The sequence below is a fragment of the Vagococcus allomyrinae genome (assembly GCF_017829975.1).
GTDB lineage: Bacteria > Bacillota > Bacilli > Lactobacillales > Vagococcaceae > Vagococcus_D > Vagococcus_D allomyrinae.
In genome coordinates this window covers 209,889-234,294 of record NZ_JAEEGA010000007.1, presented here as the reverse complement: position 1 = coordinate 234,294, position 24,406 = coordinate 209,889, and the positions used below count along the sequence as shown (strand labels likewise).

The following is a 24,406-nucleotide window of genomic DNA, read 5'->3' as shown; positions in this document are numbered from 1 at the left end:
ACTGTGTAGTACACTGTATGGAAGAGGTGATATTATGATGATTGAAGAATGGAAGACTCAAGCTAAACGAGGCACCTTGGAGTTGTGTATCTTAACCTTGCTAAAAGAAAATGACTATTACGGCTATGAATTAATCAGTGTGTTAGCGAACTGGCAAATTGTATCAGCTAATGAAAATACCATCTATCCTCTTTTAAGACGTTTAACTAAAGAGGGATTTTTAGAAGGGTATTGGCAAGAAAATGCTGAGTTTCCACGTCGCAAATATTATCGGATAACTGACTTGGGGATTAAGTATTTAGTGGAGATGACAATTTCCTGGCAACATTTAGTTAAGGCAATTGAAGATATTCAAACTTTTGAGGAGGACAAGTAATGAGTGAACAAATCAAGAACTATTTGAGAGAATTAGGTGGTCACCTTAGCTACCTTAATGAGATGGAGCGACGAGATATCATGGAAGAAGTGAGTAGTCATATTTATGAAAAAGTGGCAGCGGGAAGCTCAGTAGAGGAAGTTTTAGCTGCTTTCGGACAGCCGAAAGAGCTGGCTCAGTCATATGGTGGTGAGGTGATTGCAAAAAACGCCGCATTTAATTTTAAAAGTTTAATAACCATGATAAAATTTTACTTTATTACTGGTATGAAAGGGATGTTCATCATTCCAATTGTTGCCATTACATCCATTACCTTTTATGCTAGCGCGATTATCATCATTATAGCAACGATTGTGAAAGGTGTAGCAAGCCTTCTAGGGATCGAACTACCGATTGCGATATTAGATTTTGGCTTCTGGCAAGCACCATATTGGTTAGCGCTCATCGTTTCTTTTTTAGTAGCTGGTCTGTTATATGTGACCAGTCGCAAGTTATGGCAGTACTTACAGCGTTTTTTGCGTAATATCTCTCTCAAGTATTAACAATTAAGCTAATATTTCGCGACAGCGCCAAGATGATACCAAAGCGCTGTCGCTATTAGCGAATCTTTGACGACAATTATTATGTGGCGACCATGTCTTCAAATCGAACAACAAATCGATTATTAAACTCAAGGGCTTTTGCAGTATCTTGTGGGGCACATTTTTTTAGTTCAACGATACATGTGTTTTCGTATAAGGCAACAACATCACCGACGAAAACATCACCTAGTAAAACACTTTGACATTGACATTTTTTTCCAATTGAAACATCATTTTTCTGCATTGCGTCACCAACCATCTTTTTATTTGAATTTGTTCCAGAATGTTTTCACACATTCACCAACATTGAGACGCCATTTTCAGTTTTAGAGTAGGCCGTCTTTTATCCATTGCTAACTGAGGGTTAAAAACGGATTTCTGATTTAAATAACATAATCTTTCTAAATTTAATGTCATTCTATTAAATAATAGCTAAAATAACAACTATTATGCATATATAAATTTTAGCAATTTACAGGCGTTTATCAATAAAGGCGATAATAACAGCTTTTATGCTAATATTTTTTTTATTTAATAACCAATAAATAATTGTCGGCTAAGTGAAATATGACCATTTAGTTATTTTGAGTAAGGAAGTAGCTAGTAAGTTAGCTAGCGACACTTTGTTTTGTTTGTTAATGCTCTCAGGTGAGGAAATGAGTAAAAAATTTGTGAAATTTGAGTGAAAAGCTTGTATTTTTTTCAGTTAAACATATAATAGAGTAGTAGAGGCTGTAAGCGATAACAATACGAATGATTATTGTGGGAGAGATTATTGGAAACAATAACACCGAAGGAATAAATTTAGCGTTGCAAGCGCTAGGTGAAGATCTCAGGTAAAGAGACCGCAGTAGGACGACTCTCTGGAAAGCATAGTCACCGAAGGAGCAATTCCCTTAATTGTTGGGGAGGAATCTCTCAGGTATCACAACAGAGGAATGCACTTTATTTAGGTGCGTTCCTCTGTTTTTTGTTGTTTTTCTCACACTTTTAAATGTTAATTATTTTTATTTTTAATTAGTTAACGTTCGTGTTTTGCTGCTAAAAAAGAAAAAGTAAAGAAGTTTTACGTTTGGTCTTCCATTAAATAACGAATATTGGTAGAATGGTGTCAGAGTGTTGAAGATCGTTTCTTAACTTCTTTGGATGAAAGGATGGAATAAGATGTCAGAATTAAAAACACCGCTTTATGAGTCGCATATTAAAAGAGGAGGTAAAATGGTGCCATTTGCTGGCTATTTGTTGCCAGTAACCTATAAACCTAGTAGTTTGATTATTGAACATCAGGCAGTTAGACAACAAGCAGGACTTTTTGATGTTTCTCATATGGGTGCTATTTTTATACTCGGAAAAGACGCGTTACTCAATGTTAATTATTTACTGTCCAATGATTTTACAAAAATGGAAATTGGTCAGGTTCGATATACCCTAATGTTAAATGATACTGGTGGCGTAATTGATGATTTTATTGTCTATAAATATTCTGAGGAAAAATACATGTTGGTGGTGAATGCTGCTAATCGACACAAAGATGGGGAATGGATTAAGGCTCATCTGTTCGGTGACTGTCAAATGGCAGATCGTTCGGATGAAACAGCCATTTTAGCCCTTCAAGGCCCAAATTCAACGGAAATACTAAAAAAAGTCCTGAAGGAAGAAGATATTCCCATGAAATATTATCGCTTTAATGAGCAGGTTGATTTTCAAGGGATGAGAGTGGACATTTCGCAAACTGGCTATACAGGTGAAATGGGATATGAGCTTTACATGTCATCAGAAAATGCGGTGAAAGTTTGGGAGACATTATTAGAGGTCGGCGCTGATTTAGGGGTGATACCAGCGGCACTGGGGGCAAGAGATACACTGAGGCTAGAGGCGGGCATGCCACTTTATGGCCATGAAATGACAGACGATATTTCCCCATTAGAAACAGGTTTGAAATTTGCTGTTAAGATGCAAAAAGCGGATTTTATTGGTAAAAAGGCCCTCGAAGATCGAGGAGAACCCACGATTAAACGAGTTGGTTTAAAAGTGACTGGTAAAGGTATCGTGCGGGAAAACGCCACTATTTTTGCTGGTGGTGATGAAATTGGCTATAGCACCTCTGGGACTCATTCACCAACGTTGGGTTATCCGATAGCGATGGCACTGATTGACAAAGAATACGCTGAGTTAGGAACAGCTTTAGAGGCAGAGGTGAGAGGTCGACGTATTCCTGTAGAAGTGGTTTCCAATATGTTTTATAAACGCGAAAAAAAATAAGCTAAATAAACAGCTTTTTGACTTGTCAAAGAGCCTTAAATAATTAGGAGGAAAAAAATATGGCATATCCAAAAGAATTACTTTACACAGAGGATCATGAATGGATCAAATTATCAGAGGATGGCAAAACAGCGTTAATTGGCATTACGGACTTTGCCCAAGACCAATTGGGAGACATTGTTTATATTGGTCTTCCAGAAATAGAGGATGAAGTGAGTGCTGAGGATTCAGTGGCGGATATTGAGTCAGTGAAATCTGTTTCTGATATTTTTTCACCAGTGACAGGGGTTGTTTCACGGATTAATGAGCAGCTGGAAGAGGCACCTGAATTAGTTAATGCAGATTCATACAGTGCTTGGTTGTTTGAAGTAAGCGAGATTACGGAAGTGCAAGAGAACACACTGAGTGCAGAAGAATATGAAAAGTTAGTAGCAGAGGAGGCGTAGTAGATGAGTTTAGGGAAGTACGTACCAGCTACAACGGCTGAACAGCAATTGATGTTGGCGAGCATGGGCATGAAAAGCGTGGAAGAATTGTATGTGAGTGTACCGAAAGAGTTACGTATTGATGAGTTAAACATCCCTAAAGCAAAATCAGAATTTGAAGTTAGAAAAGTTATGACAGATATTGCGGCAAAAAATAACGTATTTACCAGTATTTTCAGAGGAGCTGGCGCGTATCATCATTATATTCCAGCGCTAGTGAAGCAAATTGCCGCAAAAGAGGAATTTTTAACGGCTTATACTCCTTATCAAGCAGAGATCAGTCAAGGCGTTTTGCAAGCTATTTTTGAGTTTCAAACGATGATTACCGAATTAACTGGAATGGCATCCGCTAATGCCTCAGTTTATGATGGGGCAACCGCGGCTGCTGAAGCAGTTAATATGACCATTGATCGTAAACGGAAAAAAGTTTTAATCGGGGCTACTGTTAATCCGATGACAATTCAAACGGTAAAAACCTATTGTGAGGGGGCGGATGTTGAGATGACGATCGTTCCCGCTAAAGATGGCCTAACAGATTTAGCGGCTTTAGCAACTCTTTTAGATAAGGAGACGGCTTGTCTTTTTATCCAGCAACCAAACTATTTTGGGCAAATTGAACCAGCGGAAGCCATTGGAGAGTTGGTTCATGAACGCCAAAGTAAATACATCATGGGGGTTAACCCACTTGCTGTAACAGTCTTAAAATCACCGGCTGAGTCAGGTGCTGATATTGTGACAGGGGAAGCTCAACCTTTAGGCTTGCCGCTAGCATATGGTGGTCCCTACTTAGGTTTTATGGCGACGACTGAAAAACTAACCCGTTCTTTACCTGGACGGATTGCAGGGGAAACCGTTGATGCCAATGGCGAACGTGCCTTTGTTTTAACTCTACAGGCGAGGGAGCAGCATATTCGTCGAGAAAAAGCCGCCTCAAACATCTGTTCCAATCAAGCTCATTGTGCACTAACAGCTTCTATTTATCTGACAACTATGGGACCTCATGGGGTCAAAGAAGCTGCTCGTCAAAGTTATTCTAAAACCCATTATCTAGCACAAGAACTAACTAAAATCGCTGGATTTGAATTGAAGCATTCAGGCCCTTATTTCCACGAATTTTTGGCAACATCTCCGATTGCCCCTCATCTGTTAATGGCGAAATTGGAAGAACATGGTATCTTGGGCGGGTATCCAATTGGCGAAGATATATTATGGTGTGCGACAGAGATGAACACGAAAGAACAAATTGATCAGCTTGTAGCAGTAGTTAAGGAGGTAACAGTCAAATGAAATTAGTATTTGAAAGAAGTCAACCAGGACGTTATAATGCGATGTTACCTGAACTAGATGTGCCAAAATATGAGATTCCAAAAGAGTTAGAGCGAGAACAGGAATTGCGATTGCCAGAAGTTTCTCAACCTGATGTGAGTCGCCACTATACTGAATTAGCCAAACAAACCTTCGGTGTAAATGATGGTTTTTATCCTCTTGGGTCCTGTACGATGAAGTACAATCCCAAAATTAATGATGAAATGGCTGGTTTACCTGGTTTTGCGGGAATTCATCCGTTACAACCCGTACACACTGTCCAAGGTGCATTGGAAGTTTTTAAAACAGCTGAGGCTTTGCTGACGGAAATCACGGGCATGGATTATATGACCTTTCAACCAGCGGCAGGAGCTCATGGTGAATTGACTGCCCTCTTGATGTTCAAAGCGTATCATAAAGCTAATAATGATGTTAAACGTAATAAGATTATCGTACCAGATGCGGCTCACGGAACGAATCCTGCCAGTGCTTCTATGGTAGGATACCAAACTGTTAATATTAAGTCTAAAGAAAATGGTTTGGTGGATGTGGAAGCCTTAAGAGCTGCTGTTGGCGAAGATACCGCTGGTTTGATGTTGACAAATCCCAGCACTGTTGGGCTTTTTGAAGAAAATATCGCTGAAATTACCCAAATCATTCACGATGCTGGTGGTTTGAATTATTATGATGGGGCTAATTTGAATCCGATTATGGGGATCGTTCGTCCGGGTGATATGGGCTTTGATGTGGTTCATCTGAATATCCATAAAACGTTCTCTACACCACATGGTGGTGGTGGCCCAGGAAGTGGCCCGATCGGTTGCAAGGAAATATTGAAAGAATTTATGCCGATGTACTACCCAGAAAGAAAAGAAGATGCCTTTGTTTTTACAACACCAGGAAAAACAATAGGTAGTGTCAAAGGGTTTTATGGTCATTTTGGCATTGTTGTGAGAGCCTTGACTTACATCTTAACTCTTGGTCAGGAAGGGATACCTGAGGCAGCGACTAATGCGGTCTTAAATGCTAACTACATGATGAGTCAACTTTCTGATTTATTTGATATGAAATATGAAGGTCCTTGTATGCATGAGTTTGTGATGACTTTGGAGCGAATGAAAAAGGAGACAGGCGTGACTGCTTTGGACGTTGCCAAAGGCATTTTAGATAATGGGATGCATCCGCCAACCATGTATTTCCCAAATGTTGTTCATGAAGCTTTAATGGTGGAACCTACTGAAACTGAGTCAAAAGAAACAATTGATGCGGCAGTAAAGGCCTATCGCGAGATTTATCAAAAGGCTTATAGCGACCCAGAGTATTTGAAGGCCGCTCCTTACCATACTTTTATTCGACGGGTTGATGAGGTAAAAGCTGCAAGACAACCGATCTTATCTTATCAATTTGAAGATTAGGTAGAAAAAAGAATGAAAGTCGATTAAACTTAAGTCATACGTAAAGAAGGTGGTCAGAGATGAGGTCAATCTATTATCCAGCCGATTTTACCTATGACTTTTTTACGATCTAGATAAAATGGAGGAGACGTTAAATGGGAACATATTTAAGCGATATTGTCATCGCACAACAAACCAAATTGGAAAATATTGAAGTAATTGGGGAGAAGCTAGGATTAAACCGTGATACTTTAGAGTTATACGGGAATTTTAAAGCGAAAATAGACCCATCTCACTTGATAGATAAAAAAGAAAAAGGCAAGGTTATACTTGTGACAGCGATCACTCCGACACCTGCAGGCGAGGGGAAAACCACGACGGTTGTGGGGTTAGGTGATGCGATGAACAAAATCGGTAAAAATACCATTGTTGCGCTACGTGAACCGTCTTTAGGACCAGTCTTCGGAGTCAAGGGAGGCGCTGCAGGAGGTGGTTATGCGCAAGTCGTGCCAATGGAAGACATCAATTTACATTTTACTGGTGATTTTCATGCGATTGGTGCTGCAAATAATTTATTGGCAGCTCTCTTGGATAATCATATTCATCAAGGAAATAACCTTGACATAGATGTTAATCGAATCACGTGGAAACGCTGTGTGGATATGAATGACCGACAACTACGGAATATTGTTGACGGCTTAGGAGCGAAAGCCAATGGTGTGCCGCGAGAAGATGGTTTTGAGATTACAGTTGCTTCTGAAATTATGGCAGTGTTATGTTTGTCAACTGATTTAGCTGATCTCAAGGCTAATTTAGGTCGCATTATTATCGGGTATACTCGCTTAGATGAGCCGGTAACAGCTCATGACTTGCAGGCAGAAGGGGCGATGGCAGCATTACTGAAAGATGCGATGAAACCTAATTTAGTGCAAACTCTTGAACATAATCCAGCGATTATTCATGGTGGGCCCTTCGCCAATATCGCTCATGGCTGTAATTCAGTTGTTGCGACAAAAACAGCGATGAACTTAGCGGATTATGTCATTACAGAAGCTGGCTTTGGCGCTGATCTAGGTGCAGAAAAATTCTTGGATATTAAATGTCGTAAAGCTGGAATCGAACCGGCAGCCGTTGTGATTGTAGCAACGGTTAGAGCTTTAAAAATGCATGGTGGCTTAGCTAAAAGTGATTTGAATGACATTAATTTGGCGGCTCTCGAAAAAGGCTTACCTAATTTGTTAAAACACATCGAAAATATTAATGATGTGTTTGGTTTGCCATCGGTTGTGGCTATCAACAAGTTCCCTACTGACGATGCGTTAGAACTTGAGTTAGTCAAAGTAAAATGTCAGGAGTTAGGAGTTAATGTGGTTTTATCAGACGTTTGGGGCAGTGGAAGTGCTGGTGGTGAAGAACTAGCCAAAGAAGTGGTTCGTTTAGCTGAGACTGCTGAAGCTGATTTTCGATATGCTTATGATGCAACCTTGAGTCTTGAGGAGAAAATTGAAGCAGTGGTTCAAAAAATTTATGGGGGAAGCGGGGTGAGTTATTCAAAAGTAGCTAAGCGGGAATTAGCCAAATTAGCTCGCTTGGGATTTGGCAATTTACCTGTTTGTATGGCCAAAACGCAGTACTCGTTTTCTGATGATCCGACGTTACTGGGCCGACCTAGTGGGTTTGATATTGAAGTAAGTAATGTTAAAGTTTCTGCGGGAGCTGGCTTCGTGGTGGTTTATACAGGAGCTGTCATGACGATGCCTGGTTTACCAAAAGTGCCAGCAGCCAATAACATAGATGTGACAGCTGAAGGGGTTATCACAGGGCTTTTCTAAAATGAAGACGATTCTTTGCAGTTGGAGGAGTCAGGTGATCCTGATTCTCTTCAACTGCTTTTTCGATTGATTTTGTAGGTTGAATGTGGGGGACATCGAGTTTATTGTGAATGAAACGATAAACTTATTTTTGGTTTAAGGTGATGTTGTAGACAATAAACGGATTTACCATTTGCTCTTTGTTAAAGATTGTGATAAAATTAACAAACAAATGGATCGTATTCAACTGCTAGTAGAACGATCAATTAAAAAAGAGAGAAGGAAGATTGTATGAAACTGTTATTGGAATTTAATCCGACGGAAGATGGCTATATTGTAAACCTTGATAAGCTATCTGAATTTAGTGTGAAGATACCAGGAAATAGTGATCAAATCGCTTCATTACCGGCTATTTTAAAAAATTTTGTTCGTACTTGGGAATCAGAAAATCAGATGAAATCAGAAAAATACCGCTCAGAATTTCCTTACATTTTGCGAATTAAATCACGAAGTTTTTATCAAGCGAGTGTTTATCGTATTCAAGAAATTTTTGAAAACAATCAACCTGAGCGGATTGATTTGGAAGAGATCCACGCTCTCAACCAAACAGAATTTAATTCACTAGCTCGTGAATTAACTGCTCTCAGAGCATAAGTGTATTGGATAGTGCTGGTCCGACAAGTGATTGCAAGATCCTATTAATGATGCCATTTTTGTAAGATAGAGTTAACCACAGAGGTGCCTAACTGTGGTTTTTTACGTTAAAAAAAATGGTGATTTGAGTTGGGAAGTCACAAAAAGATTTGAGTTAGGTTTGTGTTAGCGATATAATGGAAAAGAGTTTAGAAACTGGATGTTGTGTTTGAGTTGTTTTTTTGTACGTAAAAGGAGAGAAAAAAAGGAGATGTAAAAATGGAACAGCAGGCAAAAATTTTTAAAAAAGCTAAAACGTGGAATATGGTTCAGTTGGTGCTCAGTGCTATTGGGACGGTTTTTAGTTTGCTTACGATACCGACGTTAATTAATCCCTCGAAATCAGTGGCGATGCTTGAGAAGAGTTTGGAGTTGACGAATGATCCTAACTTAATAGCATCTATGGAACAATCTATTCAACTGACGTTGAGCCCAGTTTATCGGATTTATTCATTGGCAACAATTGTCTTAAGTACTGTGTTATTAGTTTGCTATATTTTAGCAAATCAGAAATTGAAACAACAAATCAATGTCAGTAAGATTCCTTACTATGTTTATTTGGGGACGGTTGTCCTATCACTCATTATCAGCTTTGCCCAAGGAAATTTTGCTATTGGAGCAATTGCGATTACGTTGATTGGTGCGATACCGGTTATTCTGGTGTTGGTAAACTTATTTAAATTGGATAGTGACGAAGAATAATTATAAGAAAGAGTTGAGAAGATGGCGAAGCAAAAAAAGAAACTAACTAAAAAACAAAAGATTCGTCTGAGTATCGTTGGCGGAGTTATTGCACTTATTGCTATCGCTGTTGCGGCAATTATTGGGAGTCAGGGAACAGAGGAATCTGCTGATCGTTATTCGATCTATAAATTAAAAGAGTCTGAGCCGTTATTATTTAAGGGAACTGTTGATGCGGAGAACGTTGAGAGCATCTATTATGATCAAAGTTTAGGGAAAATTTCTAGTATTGCGGTGACTGATGGTAAAGAGGTTAAAAAAGATGACGTGCTCTTATCTTATCAAAATGATGTGGTTCAAACAGATGTTTCTCAACAAGAGCGTTTGTTAAACAAAAGTTCTTTGGCGGTATCAACGGCGCAAGAAAACTTGAACAGTGCAATTGCTAAAAAGAATGAGTTAACCGCAAAAGTAAACCAAGCTGCAAGTGATTACAATAAGCGTGATGAAGCGACGGCAGAAGGTGCTGCTCAAGCCCAAGAAGATAAAGCGACTTATGAACAAAATAAACAAGCTTTGGAAGCCCAGGAAGATGTTATTCGTCAGGCGAATCAAGCCTTAGAAGCCGCTAATTTGGATTTAAATGATAGTGCAGGTGCGTTGGATGATGCGAAGGGGAAAGTAACCGTCACTGTGAAAGCACCAACTGATGGAATAGCTTATGTGGATGAAAAAGGCAAAACAGACATGACGACACCAGTGGTTAAAATTGTCAGCCCAAAAGTTGTTATTAATGGCGTGGTATCGGAGTATGATTATCAAAAAATATCGGTTAATCAAGATGTTGAAATTCGACCGGTTAGTTCAAATGATGTGGTTAAAGGGAACATCACTTATGTTGACAAGTTGCCTTTAACAAAAACTGCAGGAGATACCTCGTCAATGATCAATTTTGAATTTAAAGTTGTGCCAGAAAAAGAGTTGCAGTATGGCTATAATGTACAAATTGCGTTAAATCAAAAAGAACTACGCATTCCGGAGAAAGCGGTAATTAAAGAAGGCGAGGTAGAAAAGGTTTTTGTCTATCGTAAAGGAAAAGCGATTAAGCAAGTGGTTAAGACCGTTAATCAAGATGGTTTTATAGTTGTTCAGGAAGGTCTTGCAGTTGGAGACACTGTGATTAATGATCCTACAGATACATTGAAAGATGGGGAAGAAGTGGCGGTGAAGCAATGATTCGGTTGGAACATGTGAATAAGTACTATAAAACAGACGAAGAAAGTCTACATGTCTTAAATGAAATCAATCTTCACATCAAAAAAGGTGAATTTGTGGCGATTATGGGACCATCAGGATCTGGGAAGTCAACGCTAATTAATTTAATTGGCTTTATTGATCGGAAGTTTGAAGGAGCTTATTTATTTGAAGGTGAGTCCTTAGTCGAAAGTAATGATGCCAAATTATCAGCCATTCGCAATCGTAGCGTTGGGTTTGTTTTTCAGAATTTTAGTTTAATTGCCAATAACACCGTGTACGAAAATGTTGAACTGCCCTTACTCTACAATGGTTATAGTTTTAGTCAGACTAAAGAGCGTGTCAGCACAGTCCTAGCGAAAGTAGGATTAGCTGATAAAGCAGAGAAGCATCCCAAGCAACTATCAGGTGGGCAGCAGCAACGTGTGGCTATTGCACGAGCATTAGTGAATGAACCAAAGTTCATCATTGCTGATGAGCCAACGGGTGCTTTAGATACTGTAACAAGTGTGGAGATCATGGAATTATTCCAAGAACTCAATCAACAAGAAGGGGTGACTATTATCTTAGTGACCCATAATCCAGAAATGATTGATTATTGTAGCCGTTTGATTGAAATTCGCGATGGGACTGTTATACAAGATAAGGAGTTGGTTAAATGAACTTCTACGTCACATGGCGAACCTCTTTAAAAGCAATATTAAAAAATCGTAAACGGAGTATTTTGACAATGATAGGGATTGTGATAGGGATTGCCTCAGTTATTACGATCATGTCGCTTGGACGAGGATTTGAAAAAGAAACAATCAAGAGTTTAACCGCTAACGAAGGTGAAGAAGTAACCGTTCAAGTAGATTTTGTGCCTGATGACAACAATTTATATCAAAGTAATGTATCCCTTTTTCAGGAAGCAGATATGCAGCGTTTGAAAACCGTTGGAGGGGTTAAGGATGTTCGCTACCCTAAAGGAGATGATAGTTCAGCCTATAAAGAACTGTTGATTCGAGGTAAAAAAGAAAACAAACAATTGCGCTTAGTGAAATCATCAAATAAAAAACCAACAGTCGGTCGTGATTTAGAATTAGGGGACAATCAGACCCATAATAAAGTGGTGTTAGTTGACAGTAATACAGCTGAACAACTGTACAATACCGAAGAAAACGCCTTGGGGCGGGGACTTGAATTAGATGGTCAGTTATTTACGATCGTTGGCGTCTTTCCAGCGGTTGAACTGGTTAGCATGTTCTCGATGCCCGAATCAAATATCTATGTTCCAAAAGCCAGCTATCAAGATTATTTTACTAAAGATGAAGTCACAAGTAGTATCGAGGTGATCTTGGAAGAAGGTGCCACGCCAAATAAAGTTACGACAACGGTGATTAATACGTTGGAAGAAAGTGGTACGATGCGTGATTCAGGAGAATACCAAGTGTTTGATATGGCATTTTTAACAGATGGTATTGGCACGGTTCTTAGTACCTTAACTTACTTTATTTCAGCGATTGCTGGCATTTCTCTTTTTATTGCAGGGGTTGGCGTTATGAATATGATGTATATCTCTGTGTCAGAGCGAACACAAGAAATTGGCATCCGACGGGCGATGGGGGCAACAGAAAAATCAATCCAGTTGCAATTCCTGCTGGAAGGAGTGACCTTAACCATGATAGGTGGCATTTTCGGTTATATTTTAGGTTTTATTTTAGCCACGATTATTGGGAGTTTAATGGACATCCCAATCGCTGTCGATTTTTTTACAATCGCATTGGCTTTAGGAGTCTCAACGGCTATTGGCTTAATTTTTAGTGTCATGCCAGCTTCCGCTGCTGCTAAGAAAGATTTGATTGACATTCTAAGGTAATGGTATTCGTCAAATAAGTAATCAAAAACCTTCAATCCTTTAGGGGACTGAAGGTTTTTTGAATCGTTAGTTTAATAGTTTAACGATCTCTGTTTCTAGTTCTTCTGGTGTCACATTCGGAGCAAATCGCTGAATGACCTGACCATCCTTTCCGATTAGAAATTTAGCGAAATTCCATTCGATGTCTTCTCCATTTGTTTCATTGATTAAGTACTCATAGAGAGGAGCTTGTTCTGGTCCATTAACTTGTATTTTAGCGAACATCGGAAAGGTAACACCGTAGTTTAGTTGACAAAATGTTAAAATTTCTTGGTTGCTATCTGGATCTTGTTGCTTAAATTGGTTGCATGGAAAGCCTAAAATAATGAGATCGTCTGTTTGAAACTTGTCATAGAGCGCTTCTAATCCAGTGAATTGGGGAGTAAAGCCGCATTTACTGGCGGTGTTAACGATTAACATAACTTTATTTTGAAACTCGCTAAGGGATTGACTTGTGCCATCTATTCTATTTACCGCTATATCGTATATTGTCATAATGATTCACCTCTTCAGTTTTATGGTATCAAATAGCTGCTTTTTTAGGAAGTGAAATGACTTATGCGCTACTTATCAGTCAGCTCAATTTTTACCAAAAGGGATAATTATGTATATACTTTAAAAGCGATGTATGCTATAATTAAGATGTCAAATGAAGGGGGAATTGTGATGGATGAGGTAAGAATCACAAAATGGGGCAATAGTAATGGCATCCGTATTCCAAAAAGTATCATGGAGTACTTACATGTTGGGACAAATGATATTATTCAGATTAAAAAAGATGAAGATAGTGGTAAACGACGCTTAATCATGGAGGCAAAAAATAAACCATTCTTTAAGGAAATGACCATTCAAGAACTATTTGCTGAATACGATACAAAGGGTGCGGCAAGTGAGTTGGTAGAGCTGGACGATTTGGAGGCGAATGACCGATGATAAGGCTCCCAGTACAAGGAGATATTATTTTATTCGCTCAATCAGAAAAATCGGAACATGAATCAACAGCTAAAACGCCTTATTTAGTTCTTAGCCATCAGCTAGTAGTTCATTGTAGTAAAGTCGTGACAGTGGTACCGATATGTCAAACTAAAAGGACTTATCCTCTTTACATTGAAATTCATACTAAAAACAATATGAAAACCAGTGGAAAGATTTTGTTAGATCAAGTGACGACGATTGATTATGAAACGCAAGAATGGCTTTATTTAGAAAGAGTTCCTGATGAATTGATTGAGGAAGTATTACTTAAAGTCAAAACTATCTTTCAAAAGAATGATGATTAATTTGTTTAAATTCGGAAGGGTGTTTTTAGTGGCGTCAGGTGACCGTTGTCAATCCAACTAAATAAAAAATTGGCACTTCCCTTTGAGTCGCAACCTCGCGGGGAAGTCTTGATTAAACAGTCAACTCTGTCTAAACAAGTTGCCAATAAGCTAGTGCCGAAGCTCTAGCTCTTTCATTGTACTTAATTTTCCACTTTTTATCTACCGTTTTTTTCTAGTGGATAAAAGTTAGAGCGTGTTCTCTGGTCGGTTTTTTATAGCTTATTAGTAGCGGTATTGGACATTGTCTGATATCGCTATTTTGAGAATAAAGCTGTCCTTTTATTTCTAAAGAAAGAGAGTGAGCAAAATGGATGAAAAAGAAATGTATGAGCTGTTATTGGAGACGAACACGACAGAAAGTAAGTTAATTGCTGTAGACACAGATGACAATGAAAATTTTGAGATATTGTATCAGAAGTTGGCTAAAGAGTATTTTTATTTATTTCGTTTAGTTAAAACGAGGCATTCGACATTAGATTCTCTTCATACGATTCAATATGATTCTCATAATTTGACTCAATTACTAAGAATGATCAACTTTGAGTTACAAATTGGGCATTTTTTTAAATTGACATTATCAACGTTTAATTTGTTAAAAGAATTAAATGAGTATTTAGATCGAAGGGTTATTTACTTTGATTTTCGGCGCTTTAGTACGAATCAAGATTGTTTTTTAGATACGCCAGAAACAGCTCCTATGACAAAACTTATTACTGGTAAATACTGTCGAAAAGTCAAACAACTTATAGCGAAAGGTCTTGTTGGGATAGAGGAATTAGACAAAAAAGAGGTGCTGATCCTAACGTCTGCTGGGAAACATGTCTTACAACTTTACGAAGATCAATTATTGGCTCAAACTATTACCGATGAACCACAAAAGACTTATAATTTGACGACGTCTCAAGGCCCGATGTTATTCACTCATAATGATCAGTACTATTTTATTACGCGAACTCAGAGTAAGTATGCCCTTTATCAGCAAGTGATGCCTGTTGCTAAATCACTTCCTCATATTAAAGATAAAGATCATCCGAGTTCACAGTTACCCCGTAATCATTATGGGGTGGTGACTACCTATTTTGATTGGCGGATTGGCCGGAGGGTTGCCCATCAGTTTAAGTTACTTCGTGGTGACTTAGCTAGTTTGGAATCCTGTTACAATTTTATTGAAAAAAACGATCATCTTAATCAATAATTACTTAGGAGTGTTTGACATGTTAAACACTCCTTTTCAATTTGAGGGGAATAAAAAAACGTGATTTACCTCTTTTTTTAGTAGCGAAAACCTGTGAATTTTTTGTTTTTTTACAGAGTATTTCTTTTGACAAAAAATAAAATCGGTATTATTATTTAAGTATAAGGAAGCAAATAAAACATAACTTCCTAACTTATAAAGAAATGGCCATTCTTTATAGATGTAAAAAAATCAGGAAAGAGGTAATGGAAAATGGCTAACTTAATATCTAAAAATAGTGATTTTATGATCGGCGGAAATCGCTTTTTTGACGATTTCTTTGGAAATTTAGTGCAAAATGATAATTTCAATGTTGATGTCAAAGAGAATCAGGATAATTTCGAAATTAAGGCTGATTTACCTGGTTTTTCAAAAGACAATTTAAAAGTCGAGTATGACCGTGATGTGCTAACGATTACTGCTCACAGAGAAAACCAAATTGAAGACAAAGATGAGACGGGGAAATATATCCGTCGCGAAAGAAGTTCAAGCTCTTACCAACGTCAATTTGTATTAAAGGACATTGACGAAGCTAATATCAATGCTAAATTTGAAGAAGGTGTTTTGCACCTAATATTACCTAAAACTGCTAATAGTAACAAGGATAAAAAATATATTGAGATCAACTAACATATCAAGGGAGCGACAAGGTATCTCCCGATCATAGACAAGTCCAAAAAGGGGCTTGTCTATTTTTTTGGAAACTTAACAAGATCTAAGTTTATTGTTACAATAGATAGTAAGTCGATAAGAGGAGAGTGTGAGATGGAATTTAGTGAGATGATTAAGATTGCTGCCTCAGTTGTCAATCCCAAAGATTATTCGGTGTACGCTAACGGTGGCAGTGTTGGCGCGGCTCTTTTAACAGAAAGTGGACGGGTCTACAGTGGTATTTGTATTGATGCTACCTGTTCATTAGGATTTTGTGCTGAGCATGCTGCTGCGGCTGAAATGTTAAAGGCAGGTGAGAATCGGGTCGTTAAAATGGTTGCTGTTAGAAGTGAGACGGAGATACTGGCTCCTTGTGGACGGTGTCGCGAATTTATTTCCCAGCTGCATCGAGACAACTATTTAACAGATGTTCTATTGCCGTCAGGCGAGGTTAAAACCTTGCGTGAATTGTTGCCAAGTGATTGGAAAAATTAATTAGTTAGGAGAGAAATTATGCGTGATGAGCAGACAATGATGGACCTAATTATTAGGTTTGCAGAGGGAAATGGTATGATTCGAGGTGCGTATTTAATTGGGTCTCGAGCTAATAAAAAAGCACCTCGTGACCGATATCAGGATTATGATATTGTTTATGTCGTGACGAATGTTAGGTCCTTTGTTGAGGACAAAACATGGATATCATTTTTTGGCAACCTTGCGATCAAAGAAGAGCCTGATAACTTGGACAGTCTAGCAGGACGGGAAGTTAAACATGCTGATTATTACATGTTTTTGCTGTTATTTGAAGATGGTAACCGAATGGATATCAAAATATGTCATCAGTCAATAGTGGAAGCTGAAATTGCGGAAGATGATTTAGTTGTGAAGTTGTTGGATAAAGATGGATGTCTCGCAAGTATTCCGAGTGAGTCTAGCGACCGGCAGTTTTGGGTTCAAGCACCTTCTGAAGGTGAATTTATATTAGCTTGTAATGATTTTTGGTGGTGTCTACAAAATGTTGGGAAAGGAATAGCTCGTCAGGAATTTACTTATGCAATTGATATGTTAGAAACCATCGTTAGGCCATGGTTGTTTCAAGTGCTTGGTTGGCAAGTTGGGAGTGAGCATCAATTCACAGTGAGCATTGGTAAGGCGGGGAAGTTTCTGCCACATTTTATCAGTGCAACTAAATGGCAACTTGTTTTAGCGACTTATCCCCGTGCTAATCAAGAAGATATGTGGCAAAGTGTGGCGATATTAATGGATTTATTTAGTCAGGAAGCACAGTCAGTTGCCGCAAGCTTTGGCTGGACTTATAAGATGACAGATGAGTTAGCGATTAGAAACTATCTATTGAATCTAAAAATGAAATAAGTTATGATAGGGTCATTCAAGAAGGAGGAAGAATAATGACTCAAAAACATCAAATTTTAACACAGTTAGCGACCAATTATTTATTTGCTGTCGTTCGAGGCAAAGATCGTCAGGATGGCTTTAAGATTTCAGAAGCTTGTAGTCAAGGTGGGATTAAGAATCTTGAAGTCACCTACACAACACCTGAAGCTGGGAAAGTGATACAGGATTTACGTGAAGTTTTAACAGACCAGAAGGTTGTGATCGGGGCCGGTACCATATTAGATGATATAACCGCTCGTGCTGCTATTTTATCAGGCGCTCAGTTTGTGGTAAGCCCTCATTTTGATTTGAAGATTGCAAAAGTTTGTAATCGGTATGCCATTCCTTATTTACCTGGGTGTGGATCAGTCACTGAAATTCTGCAAGCGCTAGAATCAGGTGTTGATGTGGTTAAGTTATTTCCTGGTGGGTTATTAGGAGCAAGTTTTATTAAAGATGTTCACGGGCCCATACCACATGTTGAAATGATGCCTTCTGGTGGTGTTAGTTTGGATAACTTAGATCGTTGGTTAGAAAATGGTGCATGGGGAGTCGGTGTTGGCAGTGCGTTAACAAAAGGCGTTGCAACAGCTGGTTATCAAAGTGTTGTCACTGAGGCTGAAAAATTTGTAAGCCGTTTAAAAGAGTTACAAAAGTAGTTGACAGCCAAGGATTTGTCATCTATAGTTGTTATTGTAACGGTTTTACGAAACCGATAAACTAAATCGATTTCTAAAAATAAGTGAGGAGGTAGTTGACAATGAATAAAGGACTGACAATTAAAGATATCGCAAAGGCCGCCGGTGTCAGTGAGACAACTATCTCTCGCTATTTGAACAAAAAATACGAGTATATGTCGGAAAAAACTCGTCGGAAAATTGAAGAAGTGGTTTTAACGCTAGATTACCGACCAAGTAATGTGGCTCGTTCGTTAAAATCTCAAAAAAGCAAATTGATAGGAGCTGTTATTGCAGATATCGGCAATCAATTTGCCTCTGATATTATTAAGGGATTGAGTGATACATGCGAGGCCTTAGGTTATACGTTAATGATTGCCATTTCTGATGAATCGACAGAGAACGAACAAATCCAAATTGAAAAATTTCTTGATAATCAAGTTGAGGGACTCATCATTAATACGACAGGATTTAATCAAGATTATTTAACTCAATTAAGGGAAGGATCAGTACCTGTGGTTCTATTAGATCGTGGCGTGCCGGAAAGTCAAATTGATGTGGTTACCAATGATAATTATGGGATAGGACTGAAAGCCATGAAGTATCTCATAGACAGTGGTTTTAAGTCAATCGGTTTTTTTGTTAATGAAGTGACAAATACAGTAAGATCAGAGCGGTTGCGTGCCTTCAAAAATGGGCTAGCAGGACAGACAGAGGTGCTGGGTGATGTCTATGTCGTAGACCCTGATAATCATGAGAACTTAATAGAATCAATGATGTCTTTCAAAAAGTTACCTGAACCACGAGCGATTTTTTCCGCAAATGGTTTAACAGCTTTGGGACTACTTGAGGCTATGAAAGAAGAGCAGCTGCAAATCATCGAAGATTTTGGTCTATTAACATTTGATGAATCAACTTGGGCAAGAGTGGTTAGCCCTAGTATTACAACCATTGATCAATCGTCTTATGGATTAGGAGTAGAAGCTTGTCGTTTATTAGTTCATAAGGTTGAAGGGACCGCTGAGAAGCAAAGCTTATCAACGTCTGGATCTCAGTTGCCTAGTAGATTAATCATACGTGAATCAACGTCTTATCTTAACTAGATAAGGCGTGATCTTTGATCGTTATGTGTATCGATACACGTGGTGATATAGCAGTCTTAAATTATAAAAGAAAGAGGGGGATTAGATGGTGGAAGTGATGTTAATTGGTGAGCCAATGGTGATTTTTTATGCCAACGAAGAGGGCTCTTTGGTTGAAGCAAATTCATTTTCAAAAGGATTGGCTGGAGCAGAAGTAAATGTAGGGATAGGGTTATCACGTTTAGGTCATAGGACAGCTTATATGACAAAGTTAAGTACGGATGAACTTGGGACTTATATCTACCAGTGTTTAAAGAAAGAAAAGTTAGCTTCCGAAATGATCACGTTTGATGATACAAAGCAAGTAGGTGTTATGTTTAAAAATAAAGTGACTAATGGTGACCCTAAGACGTTGTATTATCGTAAGGGAAGTGCGGCTTCAACTTTATGTGTGGATGACATCAAAAAAATAGATTTTAAGTCGATTAAGGTGTTACATGTTACTGGCATTCCACCTGCCCTTAGCCAAGAAATGCGGGAAGCCTGTTTTTACATGATGAAGACAGCACGGGAGGCTGGTTGTTTTATTACGTTTGATCCGAATTTACGTCCAGCACTTTGGGAAAGTCAGCAAGTGATGATCGAGACGTTGAATCAGTTAGCCCGACACGCTCATCTCGTTTTGCCAGGCGTTGCAGAAGGGCAATTATTAACGGGAGAGGATTCGATTGAGGCCATTGCTGATTTTTATCTGAACCAAGGAACAGATGCTGTTGTTATGAAATTGGGCGGTGACGGAGCTTATGTCAAAGAAAAAGGGCAAGCCAGTTACTCAATTCCTGGTTTTAAGGTTAAGAGAATTGTTGATACTGTTGGTGCAGGCGACGGTTTTGCTGTGGGAATTATTAATGGGCAGTTAGATGGGTTAACTTTAGCTGAATCTGTCAGACAGGCAAATGCGATCGGGGCGATTCAAATTCAAAATGCTAGTGATAATGATGCCTTGCCAAATCGAAGTGAACTGGCGACCTTTATTGCTCAAAATAGTTAACCGTAAAAGGGATTGTTCTTTATTTTTAGGGGGATCTCGACGTAGAGGATACAGGAAAGATACCCATGAATTAGGCAGAGCTACTAGTAGTGGTATGATGTATCATAGGTTTCATTCTCAAAAAAGTCGACGTTATTTTACTTTATCTTCAAAAAATGGTAAATTCTTTAAGATAGAGTAGTTTGATGGTTAGTTAATCAAACTCGTAAAATGAGGTGAACCATGGAAATTTTTGAAACTGTGTTATTGATGCTGGCGATGGTCTTGGCATCAAATATTTTGAATCGATTTTTACCAAACATCGCGATTCCTTTGATCCAAGTGGCATTAGGGATGTTGTTGGCTATTCCTTCTTCTCTCCATTCATTTGAATTGAGCTCGGAATTGTTTATGTTGCTATTTTTAGCTCCTTTGTTGTTTAATGATGGTGCTAATGTGGATAAGCGAGCGTTGTGGCAAGAGCGGAAGGCGGTCTTGACTTTATCAATTGGTTTGGTATTTGTCACGGTTGCAATCTTAGGTAGCTTTCTTCACTGGCTGATTCCAAGTATGCCTTGGGCGGGAAGTTTTGCCCTGGCAGCCGCTTTAGCACCTACTGATGCAGTAGCTGTTTCAGCTTTAGCCGAGAAGGTTAAGATTCCCCATAAGATGTTACATACTTTGGAAGGGGAGTCATTGATTAACGATGCTTCTGGGTTAGTTTCTTTCCAGTTTGCTGTTGCCGCTCTGTTAACAGGCGCTTTTTCTTTTGCTAATGCGAGCCTTAGTTTTGTCCTGATTTCCCTCGGTGGTGTGACGGTAGGGATTATTGTCAGTTTGTTAACCATGCGTTTTGTTCGTTGGCTAAGGAGCTTAGGTATTGAAAATACAGTTTCTTTTATGTTGTTAGAGTTATTGTTGCCTTTCGGCATTTTTTTGTTAGCTGAAAAGTTGGAAGTTAATGGGATCTTAGCTGTCGTTAGTGGCGGTTTGGTTTATTCACTTAGCTATCAAAAGGTCAACCCGGAAGTCGCCCAGCTAAATCTGTTATCTAAGAATACTTGGTCAATTTTCACCTTTAGTTTAAATGGGCTAGTGTTTGTGCTCTTAGGTTCCCAATTGCCTCGAGTGATTCAAGTGGTTTGGAAAAACAATAATATTAACAATCTAACCTTGATTATTTATGTTTTAGGAACGACTGCGATTTTATTAGGGATTCGTTTGGTTTGTTTCATTTTATTTAAAAACTTTGAAAAATCACGTGAGCTAACTAGTAAAGAACGAATGGAGCAGGCCCTTTTATATACGATCTCTGGTGTTCGGGGAACTATTACCTTGGTCAGTGCTTTAAGTCTTCCTGTGATTTTGGCAGACGGCACCATTTTTCTTGAACGTGAGTTGATGATTAGTATTGCCGGAGGGGTTATTTTAACTACGTTGCTATTAGCGAACTTCGCCATGCCACTGTTTGCTGAAACACGTGAAATGAATGTAGAAGTGGTTAATCATGAGCAGGAGATTGCTATTTTACGAAATGTGACTTTGCAACTAAAAGATCAAGAAGTACCTGAAAATCAACGAGCGGTTGCCAAGGTTATTAAGATGTACAACGAGCGAATTATGACATTGATTAATTCTGATGAGTTGGATGACAGTCAGTCTAAGTTGATGGAGCTGGTATTGAAGTGGCAATTTAAAGATACGTTAGAACAAGTTAGCAATCGGAACGTTAGTTTACAGACCGCGTTTATGCATCTTCGTCGCATTAACCGACGTTTATTCCGTTTGACTAAAGAACAGACTTATCGAAATAATATGTTTTACGCCAAAGTGCTACGCCAAAAATTGCGTTACGTCCAATTTCGTCCAATGAGTTTTGATCAGCGGCAAGCTCAACGAAATCTTTTGGCTGAAAGCAATCGAGAGTACGTCGTTGCTCACTTGCAAGATTTGGAGCCAGGAGCATTTCCACAAGAGTTAGTTGAGTTTTATTTAACTCGTTATTTACAGCGACGAAAAATTAAAGGTGCTGTCTCCACTGGGACCGTTGATGAGTGGTTGGAGTATGCCATTCAGTTGGAACGAGATGGTATCCAACAAGCATTTGAAATGGGAGACATTAATCGCTCAGAATTAAAAACCTATCGTGAAAACTTATTAGCTATCGAAAATACTGTTCAGTTTATCGATTAGTTATAAAAACCTGAAAGCTCACCTTTATAGGACTTTCAGGTTTTTTTAAGCCTTAAGAATGATTGAATTGCTAATCATTATCACGTATGATGGAAGAGGTAAAGAGCAGTTGTTCACATTAAGTCAAGTACAATCGGTTAAATAGCAACAATGTATTAGAGAGGAAAGTTCAGGTGAGTTGGATGTCAGCTATTAAAAATGAGAAAGAACCAAGATCGGCGGAAACCAAAGGGCTAAAGGAGCTTTTTAGGCTAACACAGCCGAAAAAGAGTTGGCTGGTGATTGCTTTTGGAGCGAGTATTTTATCTTCTTTAGCAGGTCTTGGGGTGCCTTTGTTTACTCAAAATTTAATTGACAGAAGTTTTTCAGGTATCAGCTTAGGTCAAGGAGTCTTAGTCATCGGGTTATTTATTTTGCAAGCTCTATTTAGTGCTCTAACGATTTATTTACTATCCTATATTGGGCATCATATGGTGAAAATTATTCGCGAGAAATTGACGACTCAAAGCATTCATTTTCCCTTAAATTATTTCCAAATTGAACGGCCAGGAGAATTAGTTAGTCGTACTTTAAATGATACGTTGCTAGTTAAGTCTTTCGTCAGTGACAGTTTACCGTCTTTTGTTTCAGGTGTGGTGACGTTAGTTGTCGCAATTGCGATTTTATTGTATATGGATTGGAAAATGACCTTGCTGATTTTCCTGGCTGTTCCGATTGGCGCAGTGGTGATTATCCCAGTTGGTAAAAAGATCTTTGAACTGTCCAAAAAAACGCAAGATGAGACGGCTGATTTTTCGGCAGAGTTTGGTCAAGTGTTAGCGTCTTCTGCTTTAGTGAAGGCCTCTAATGCTGAGGCTAATGCTGTTCAGGAAATCAATGACGGCGTTAACCGCCTGTTTTCTTATGGAAAACGAGAAGCAAAGATTCAGGCCGTTATTCAACCAATTGTTTCTTTAGTGATTATGGGGTTGGTCATGGGAATTATCGCTTATGGCGGTTACCGGGTTGCTAATGGGACCTTATCAGCAGGCACTTTAATCGCCTTTATTATGTATCTGTTTCAAGTGATGGGACCGATTGTTTCGTTTGGAACGTTTTTTACAGATATGCAAAAAGTAAAAGGGGCAACTGAACGTATTACGGTATTACTTCGAGAGCCAATTGAAGACTTATTTCAAGGCGAAACCATTACAGTTAATGGTGAGTCTTTAGAATTTCGTCAGGTATCCTTTCGCTACAATGAGGATAAGGTTGCGTTAGAAGATATAAACTTTACCGCAATGGCCAATCAAACCACTGCATTTGTAGGACCTAGCGGCAGTGGCAAGAGCACATTATTCACTTTAATTGAAGAATTTTATCAGCCAGAGCAAGGCCAAATTTTAATTGGCGATCACCCTATCGCCGACTATTCTTTAAGTTCGTGGCGTCGGCAAATTGGGTATGTCCAACAAGAAAGCATGTTGTTGTCAGGAAGTATTCGCGACAATCTGACCTATGGTTTAAATCGTGAGGTGACGGATGGGGAGCTGGATCATGTTATGGCTTTAGCTTGCGGAACGGAAATTATGCAGAAATTACCTTTAGGTTATCAATCAGAGGTGGGGGAACGAGGGGCGATGTTATCAGGTGGCGAACGTCAACGAGTAGCCATTGCTCGAGCTTTTTTACGAGATCCTAAAATTCTCTTATTGGATGAAGCAACCGCTAGTCTTGACAGTCAATCAGAGGAAGTTGTTCAGGAAGCATTACGTAACTTAATGGAGGGACGGACAACCTTGGTAATTGCTCACCGTTTGTCGACAGTGGTAAATGCTGATAAAATTATTTTTGTTGAAGATGGTAGAATTACTGGACAAGGGACTCATCAGGAGTTACTTGAACACCATTCATTGTATCGCACCTTCGCATCCCATCAATTAACATCTTAATAGTATTTTTAGATAAAGAGGATTGGTCAATGTTTAGAATAAACAAAAGACGTTTATCATTTATCTTATGGTTCGAAAGGAAGAAGAACGCAAAATCTGTAAGGAAGCGTTCTTTTTTTGCGTTTTATTAGGTAATTCTTGCCATTTTCTCA

The 24,406-nt window shown here is 38.7% G+C and carries 25 protein-coding genes and 2 riboswitches; of the genes, 23 read left to right on the top strand and 2 right to left on the bottom strand.

Annotated elements, in window-relative coordinates:
• Positions 1–34 precede the first annotated feature (34 nt).
• Positions 35–376: a PadR family transcriptional regulator gene (locus I6N95_RS12540; RefSeq protein ID WP_209528432.1), complete on the top strand. Its 342-nt coding sequence runs from the start codon at positions 35–37 to the stop codon at positions 374–376.
• Positions 376–918, top strand: a complete 543-nt coding sequence (locus I6N95_RS12535; protein WP_209528430.1) for an HAAS signaling domain-containing protein — start codon at positions 376–378, stop codon at positions 916–918. The genes I6N95_RS12540 and I6N95_RS12535 overlap by 1 nt, the downstream gene beginning before the upstream one ends.
• Before the next feature lie 79 nt (positions 919–997).
• Here I6N95_RS12535 and I6N95_RS12530 read toward each other — a convergent pair whose 3' ends face one another.
• Positions 998–1,201, bottom strand: a complete 204-nt coding sequence (locus I6N95_RS12530; RefSeq protein WP_209528427.1) for a hypothetical protein — start codon at positions 1,199–1,201, stop codon at positions 998–1,000.
• A 509-nt stretch (positions 1,202–1,710) separates the two neighbouring features.
• A riboswitch (glycine riboswitch) is annotated at positions 1,711–1,815 on the top strand.
• A 3-nt stretch (positions 1,816–1,818) separates the two neighbouring features.
• A riboswitch (glycine riboswitch) is annotated at positions 1,819–1,893 on the top strand.
• A gap of 228 nt (positions 1,894–2,121) precedes the next feature.
• Between I6N95_RS12530 and gcvT the strand changes: the two genes are divergently transcribed.
• From gcvT to I6N95_RS12480, 10 genes are all read left to right on the top strand, one after another.
• Positions 2,122–3,219 (top strand): glycine cleavage system aminomethyltransferase GcvT, encoded by a 1,098-nt coding sequence (gcvT, locus tag I6N95_RS12525; protein ID WP_209528425.1) that lies wholly within the window; start codon positions 2,122–2,124, stop codon positions 3,217–3,219.
• 59 nt (positions 3,220–3,278) lie between these two features.
• Entirely contained in the window at positions 3,279–3,665 is a 387-nt protein-coding gene (gcvH, locus tag I6N95_RS12520; protein WP_209528423.1) for a glycine cleavage system protein GcvH, read from the top strand.
• Between the two features lie 3 nt (positions 3,666–3,668).
• Positions 3,669–4,991 (top strand): aminomethyl-transferring glycine dehydrogenase subunit GcvPA, encoded by a 1,323-nt coding sequence (gene gcvPA / locus I6N95_RS12515; protein WP_209528422.1) that lies wholly within the window; start codon positions 3,669–3,671, stop codon positions 4,989–4,991.
• Positions 4,988–6,424 (top strand): aminomethyl-transferring glycine dehydrogenase subunit GcvPB, encoded by a 1,437-nt coding sequence (gene gcvPB, locus I6N95_RS12510; protein WP_209528420.1) that lies wholly within the window; start codon positions 4,988–4,990, stop codon positions 6,422–6,424. The genes gcvPA and gcvPB overlap by 4 nt, the downstream gene beginning before the upstream one ends.
• Before the next feature lie 134 nt (positions 6,425–6,558).
• The gene (locus I6N95_RS12505) at positions 6,559–8,235 is read left to right on the top strand and encodes a formate--tetrahydrofolate ligase (RefSeq protein WP_209528418.1); all 1,677 of its coding nucleotides are present in this window, start codon (positions 6,559–6,561) and stop codon (positions 8,233–8,235) included.
• Positions 8,236–8,505: 270 nt separating this feature from the next.
• Complete coding sequence (locus I6N95_RS12500) at positions 8,506–8,868, top strand: hypothetical protein (protein WP_209528416.1); 363 nt, start codon at positions 8,506–8,508, stop codon at positions 8,866–8,868.
• Positions 8,869–9,126: 258 nt separating this feature from the next.
• Positions 9,127–9,609 carry a hypothetical protein gene (locus tag I6N95_RS12495; protein WP_209528414.1) on the top strand — a complete coding sequence of 161 codons (483 nt, stop codon included), beginning with the start codon at positions 9,127–9,129 and terminating at the stop codon, positions 9,607–9,609.
• 21 nt (positions 9,610–9,630) lie between these two features.
• Positions 9,631–10,824, top strand: a complete 1,194-nt coding sequence (locus tag I6N95_RS12490) for an efflux RND transporter periplasmic adaptor subunit (RefSeq protein WP_209528411.1) — start codon at positions 9,631–9,633, stop codon at positions 10,822–10,824.
• On the top strand, positions 10,821–11,504 hold the full coding sequence (locus tag I6N95_RS12485) for an ABC transporter ATP-binding protein (RefSeq protein WP_209528407.1): 684 nt from the start codon (positions 10,821–10,823) through the stop codon (positions 11,502–11,504). The genes I6N95_RS12490 and I6N95_RS12485 overlap by 4 nt, the downstream gene beginning before the upstream one ends.
• Positions 11,501–12,700, top strand: a complete 1,200-nt coding sequence (locus I6N95_RS12480; protein WP_209528401.1) for an ABC transporter permease — start codon at positions 11,501–11,503, stop codon at positions 12,698–12,700. Before I6N95_RS12485 ends, I6N95_RS12480 begins: the two co-directional genes overlap by 4 nt.
• 66 nt (positions 12,701–12,766) lie before the next feature.
• Here the strand turns inward: I6N95_RS12480 and I6N95_RS12475 are convergent, their stop codons facing one another.
• The gene (locus I6N95_RS12475) at positions 12,767–13,234 is read right to left on the bottom strand and encodes a glutathione peroxidase (protein ID WP_209528398.1); all 468 of its coding nucleotides are present in this window, start codon (positions 13,232–13,234) and stop codon (positions 12,767–12,769) included.
• A gap of 171 nt (positions 13,235–13,405) precedes the next feature.
• On the opposite strand from I6N95_RS12475, the gene I6N95_RS12470 reads away from it, so the two are divergent.
• The 11 genes from I6N95_RS12470 (at position 13,406) to I6N95_RS12420 (ending at position 24,254) form a co-directional block, all read left to right on the top strand.
• On the top strand, positions 13,406–13,672 hold the full coding sequence (locus I6N95_RS12470) for an AbrB/MazE/SpoVT family DNA-binding domain-containing protein (protein ID WP_209528396.1): 267 nt from the start codon (positions 13,406–13,408) through the stop codon (positions 13,670–13,672).
• On the top strand, positions 13,669–14,019 hold the full coding sequence (locus I6N95_RS12465; protein WP_209528393.1) for a type II toxin-antitoxin system PemK/MazF family toxin: 351 nt from the start codon (positions 13,669–13,671) through the stop codon (positions 14,017–14,019). Before I6N95_RS12470 ends, I6N95_RS12465 begins: the two co-directional genes overlap by 4 nt.
• A 349-nt stretch (positions 14,020–14,368) precedes the next feature.
• Positions 14,369–15,256, top strand: coding sequence for a hypothetical protein (locus tag I6N95_RS12460; protein ID WP_209528390.1), 888 nt, complete (start codon positions 14,369–14,371; stop codon positions 15,254–15,256).
• Positions 15,257–15,508: 252 nt separating this feature from the next.
• Positions 15,509–15,925 carry an Hsp20/alpha crystallin family protein gene (locus I6N95_RS12455; protein ID WP_209528389.1) on the top strand — a complete coding sequence of 139 codons (417 nt, stop codon included), beginning with the start codon at positions 15,509–15,511 and terminating at the stop codon, positions 15,923–15,925.
• A 135-nt stretch (positions 15,926–16,060) separates the two neighbouring features.
• Complete coding sequence (locus I6N95_RS12450) at positions 16,061–16,441, top strand: cytidine deaminase family protein (RefSeq protein WP_209528387.1); 381 nt, start codon at positions 16,061–16,063, stop codon at positions 16,439–16,441.
• 18 nt (positions 16,442–16,459) lie between these two features.
• A complete protein-coding gene (locus I6N95_RS12445; RefSeq protein WP_209528385.1) occupies positions 16,460–17,320 on the top strand; it encodes an aminoglycoside 6-adenylyltransferase in 861 nt (286 codons plus the stop codon).
• Positions 17,321–17,355: 35 nt separating this feature from the next.
• Complete coding sequence (locus tag I6N95_RS12440) at positions 17,356–18,000, top strand: bifunctional 2-keto-4-hydroxyglutarate aldolase/2-keto-3-deoxy-6-phosphogluconate aldolase (RefSeq protein ID WP_245249463.1); 645 nt, start codon at positions 17,356–17,358, stop codon at positions 17,998–18,000.
• A gap of 101 nt (positions 18,001–18,101) precedes the next feature.
• Positions 18,102–19,121, top strand: coding sequence for a LacI family DNA-binding transcriptional regulator (locus I6N95_RS12435; protein WP_209528383.1), 1,020 nt, complete (start codon positions 18,102–18,104; stop codon positions 19,119–19,121).
• Positions 19,122–19,206: 85 nt separating this feature from the next.
• The gene (locus tag I6N95_RS12430) at positions 19,207–20,151 is read left to right on the top strand and encodes a sugar kinase (RefSeq protein ID WP_209528381.1); all 945 of its coding nucleotides are present in this window, start codon (positions 19,207–19,209) and stop codon (positions 20,149–20,151) included.
• A gap of 222 nt (positions 20,152–20,373) precedes the next feature.
• Entirely contained in the window at positions 20,374–22,323 is a 1,950-nt protein-coding gene (locus tag I6N95_RS12425) for a Na+/H+ antiporter (protein WP_209528376.1), read from the top strand.
• A 182-nt stretch (positions 22,324–22,505) separates the two neighbouring features.
• On the top strand, positions 22,506–24,254 hold the full coding sequence (locus tag I6N95_RS12420; RefSeq protein WP_209528373.1) for an ABC transporter ATP-binding protein: 1,749 nt from the start codon (positions 22,506–22,508) through the stop codon (positions 24,252–24,254).
• The last annotated feature ends 152 nt before the right edge of the window (positions 24,255–24,406 follow it).